The sequence below is a fragment of the Spirulina sp. 06S082 genome (assembly GCF_034932145.1).
Lineage (GTDB): Bacteria > Cyanobacteriota > Cyanobacteriia > Cyanobacteriales > Spirulinaceae > CCY15215.
The window spans coordinates 1-4,664 of sequence record NZ_JAYGHV010000454.1; the positions used below are offsets into that span (position 1 = coordinate 1).

Consider the following 4,664-nt stretch of genomic DNA (forward strand, 5'->3'; position numbering starts at 1 on the left):
AGGGTAAATTCCGACCACCAAAGGCGGATAACTTCTCGAATTTGATTTAAGAGTGCCAGCAAGGTTTACAGTTGATAGTTGATAGTTGATAGCTAATAGTTTACAGTTTACACTTGCAGGCTTGGGAAGAAGAAAAAAATTTTCCTTCGACCGTTATTTTTTTGTTATTTTTCTGTCTTTTCTCCCCAAAGGTCTTCCTTTTCATCTTCAGAGGAGAAAGACTTGCTGCTGGGAACAGAGGGAGTGTTAACTGAAGGGGAAGGGGTTTTGGGAAGGACGCGATGGCCAATATCCCGACGATAATACATTCCTTCAAATTCAATCCCCTCGATCGCCTGATAGGTTTTGGCGATCGCCTCGGCAAAAGTTTCTCCTAAAGCAGTCACGCCTAAAATCCGGCCGCCATTGGTGACAACTCCATCACCTTTCTTTTTCGTGCCAGCATGGAAAACAAGCGCCTCTAATTCTTCTGCCGCTTTAATGCCCGCGATCGTATTTCCTTTTTGATAATCTTCGGGATATCCCTCTGCTGCTGCAACCACACAGACAGATTTCTCTGGTTTCCATTCCAAGGGGGGAAAATCAGCTAATTTTTGTTGGGCGCAAGCGAGTAAGAGTTTATCGAGAGGAGTTGCCAACAAGGGTAAAATAGCTTGAGTTTCCGGATCGCCGAAACGACAGTTAAACTCAAGCACTTTGGGTTCCCCCGTCGTTGAAATCATTAAACCCGCATACAAAACCCCGCGATAATCGATATCTTGCCGCTTTAGGGCGCTGATGATGGGGCGAAAAACCTCTTCCTCGATGCGTGCCATCAACTCGGGAGTTACAATGGGAGCCGGGGCATAAGCGCCCATGCCTCCTGTATTTAAACCCGTATCCCCTTCCCCGATGCGCTTGTGGTCTTGGGCGGAGAGTAAAGTGCGAAACGTAATACCATCGGCGATCGCAAAAACGGAAACTTCTTCCCCACTCAAAAATTCTTCAATAACCAGCTTGCGAAATCCTTTATCCCAGAGGGTATCGACCGCCGTGCGAGCTTCTTGTAAGGTTTGAGCCACAATAACACCTTTACCTGATGCTAACCCATCTGCTTTGACCACGATGGGAGCGCCTTGTTTTTGCAGATAAGTTTTTGCCTTTTCAGCATCCGTAAAAGTTTCCCCTTTTGCCGTGGGAATGCCCGCATCTGTCATGAGTTCCTTCGCCCAAGACTTACTCGATTCAATTTGCGCCCCTGCTTTTGTGGGTCCGAAAACAGGAATATTCTGGGCGAGGAGATAATCCGCTAAACCTGTTGCCAAGGGCGCTTCGGGTCCGATAACCACGAGGGAAACCCCTTGTACCCCTGCAAAACGGGCAATTCCTTCAAAATCATCGATTCGCATCGGCATATTCTGGCATTTATCAAGAGATGCCGTACCGCCATTACCTGGAATGCAGATAACACCATTAATTTTCGGAGACTCAGCGAGTTTCCATGCCAAAGCGTGTTCTCGACCGCCGTTACCAACTACCAAAACCTTCATTCCGGCTGCACTCCAAAACTTTAACTTTATGCTAGGAGCGACTATTATAAGCTATAAAGACGGGTCAATTTTAATTTTCTCGATTCTTTGAACGCTCCCCAACCAAATCAAAGATTATGGTGAGGGGTTCTCGGGACATTGCCAAGCATCTGAGTTAGCTAGAGTTGCGATCGCCTCCTCATACCAAATCCAGTTACCACAGACTACATTCACCCGATACCCTAAAACCCTGTAGGGACTGTAGGGGTAAAAAATACCTCCTTAACAATGCGGATTTGGTATCAGAAGGAATGCGATCGCCCTTCGCTATATTTTCATTGCCACTTCAGCAGAGACATTCTCACAGACAAAATTCGGTTTGAGAGTGACTTGCGTGACTGGAGAGCGAGGATTTTGTCGAAGTTCCCGGGCTTTTAAGACAATAAGATATTCGTAGAACATTTGCAAAATACACCAAGATAAGCCCGCACTTCCATCTAAAATACCTCCTAAAATAAACAGCATATAAAAAGAGTTCTGGGGTCATGCGTTCGTCTGCTTCGAGAATATAAACCCAATCATGTTTTGTGGGGATATTTTGCAGCATCCAAGTACGCTGTTTGCCATGACTTTTAAAGGCGTGTTGCACGATTTGGACGGAATATTGAGAGGCAATTTGGAGAGTGCGATCGCTACTGAAAGAATCGACGACAATTATATCATCGGAAAGTTGTGCAGATTCGATACAAGCAGCGATATCGATTTCTTCGTTATGGGTGAGAATGAAGATGGAAAACATGATTGAGGAATAGAGGGTAGGGATGAATCGGGAATTATTCTCGAAGTGGTTCTATTTCTTTCTCTGGAAAGAACTTGCAAATTTATGTAATATCGATTGAATTTGTAATTATTCGTTACAAACACGGCGCGATCGCATCTCCGTTAAAAACTCTCGTTTTCCCCCGAAGCGATCGCCCAGCCCAAAAAATCCCCAGAGTCTTCCCCTCTCCCAGAATGGCAACCCAATCAAGATTAATTGAAGTCTGTCTCCTCTGTTTCTTGCGCTTGTCTTAATAGAGGCATTGGTGCATATTCTGTTGCTCGTTCTGTGGGCATTCTTTGCAGTAAATCGTATTCTACAAGTTTATCTAAAATGGGGAGAATTTCGCTGAAGGTTTCGGCTTTCATTTTATCTAATTCTTCTAGAGTTACGCTGGCATCGGAGAGAATTCCTTTTTCTAAGACCATATCCAGCACGTAATAATCTTGGGGAGTGAGTCCGGGTTGACCTCGCAATTGTTCTCGGGCGTGGGCTAGTCCAATTTGGAATACGCGATCGTCAATTTTGGGTTCTTTTAATTCTGCTGCTTTAAGTAAGATGTAGTTGCCGATGCGGTTAAGCCAGCGCGGGACTCCATGAGCCGTTTGGCAAAGTGCGCGGGCAGTTTCGGGGGTAAAAGGATGAACAACGTTGAGATCGTTGGAGTTGTTGGGATCCACTTTGCGACGACGAGCGCTAGCCAAGTATTTTATGAGCATTCGGTAACTCGTTTCTTCGTCTAGAGGTTCGAGTTTGAGAGGGAGATCGAATAAACCGCGATCGCTGATGAGGTAGTCGCGGGTGATGCCGGAAGGATGACCCGTAAGCAAAAACCAAGCGCGTCCTTTGAGTAATCCTTGCGCGTCAAGTAATAGTTTTCTAGCTTTGGCTGGTTCTTGTTTGTCTAAATCATCAATCGCAATAACAACACGATCGCGTTTTTCCATGGCTCGCTTTAGCAGGTCTTCAAAACTGAGAGTAGGAAATTGAGGGGCTTCCGGGGCGATCGCAGATTCTTCAATAGTCCCCTCAAAGACGAATTTACCTCCTGCTTTTGTTTTGCGATCGTGCAAGGCTTTTCTGGGACGCAAACCCATACGATTGAGTTGAAACTGCGCCCAATCATCATCTGGCATTTCTCGGGCGAGGGCAATGAGAGCGGCTGTTGCCAGATCGGTATTGGGTTCTAGTTTAATGGAGGCAGTGAGGATGTTTTTCATATTGCGCTCTAACCCTGACAATACCTCTTGAATAAAGGCAGTTTTACCGATCCCGATCCAGCCATAAACTAGGATTGACTTGGCATCTCGACTGCGAAGAAGATTGATGGTTGTCGCCAGTTCTTCCCGTCGTCCTGTAAACACTTCGTTCAGTCGCGTGAGTTTTTCGGCACTTTCCGCAAAAGGACTCTCAGTGAGATTCCATTTTTCGTAAATTTTTTCACTGTCTTGGAATAATTCATCAAAGTCGCTCATAGGGGTTGTTTCTCCTTTACTTTTTGGGCAAGTTGGTAAACCTGCTGGATTTCTTCTAAGCGAGTATCATTCTCTAGTTTGCGATAAAGTTCGCAGGCTTGGTTCAACTCTTGGAGTGCATCGTCAATAAAATTCAATCGCATGAATAATCGTCCTAACCCTGACCGACAGTGAGCCTCTCCCACTGCGTTTTGTTCTGCAAGGTAGAGTCGCAGGGCATCTCGGAAGTATGTCCTTGCTTGGTCAAAGTTACTCATGAGGTAGTGAGTTCGCGCTATCTGCTGAAGGGCATCAGCCCGAGCCAGTCGGTTTTTGACTTGGCGATAGGTCTGCAAACTTGCTTCTAGAGCCGCTAAACCGTCATACCATTGACCGAACTGTGTAAGCGCTATACCTAACTCATACTGGCTATCTGCTGCTTTTTCTAGATAGTCAGTTTGTCGAGATTCCCAAGGTGTATTTTCAGCAGCCAGACGATAGCAAATAATAGCCTGCTCGAGATCCCTGACTTCCTCAGTCAGTTTAAATCGTTCTAACAATGCTGAAGCAAGATTTCCTTGCGTCATTGCCCATTTTTCAGGGAATGCCTCGCGAGTTCTCACCTGCAAAGCTAACTCATAGAATGAGATCGCCTGTTCGAGATTATCTGCCCTCTCTCCTCGAATTCGGTCACTGTAGGCACTTGCGAGGTTATTTTGCGTCATTGCCCATTGTTCAGGAAATGCCTCGCGAGTATAGACCTGCAAAGCTAACTCATAGAATGAGATCGCCTGTTCGAGATTATCTGCCCTCTCTCCTCGAATTCGGTCACTGCAGGCACTTGCGAGGTTATTTTGCGTTGCAGCCCATTTTTCAGGGAAT

The 4,664-nt window shown here is 45.8% G+C and carries 3 protein-coding genes and 1 pseudogene; all 4 read right to left on the reverse strand.

Features of this window, described 5'->3' with window-relative positions; genetic code table 11:
- Window positions 1-164 precede the first annotated feature (164 nt).
- The gene (purD, locus tag VB714_RS26750; protein ID WP_323228340.1) at window positions 165-1,529 is read right to left on the reverse strand and encodes a phosphoribosylamine--glycine ligase; all 1,365 of its coding nucleotides are present in this window, start codon (window positions 1,527-1,529) and stop codon (window positions 165-167) included.
- Window positions 1,530-2,037: 508 nt separating this feature from the next.
- Window positions 2,038-2,307 (reverse strand): annotated as a pseudogene (locus VB714_RS27630) (glycosyltransferase); the annotation flags it as partial.
- 233 nt (window positions 2,308-2,540) lie between these two features.
- Window positions 2,541-3,803, reverse strand: a complete 1,263-nt coding sequence (locus VB714_RS26760) for an ATP-binding protein (RefSeq protein ID WP_323228343.1) — start codon at window positions 3,801-3,803, stop codon at window positions 2,541-2,543.
- Window positions 3,800-4,664: tetratricopeptide repeat protein (locus VB714_RS26765; protein WP_323228345.1), on the reverse strand; the 865-nt coding region annotated here is incomplete at its 5' end. The genes VB714_RS26765 and VB714_RS26760, both read right to left, overlap by 4 nt.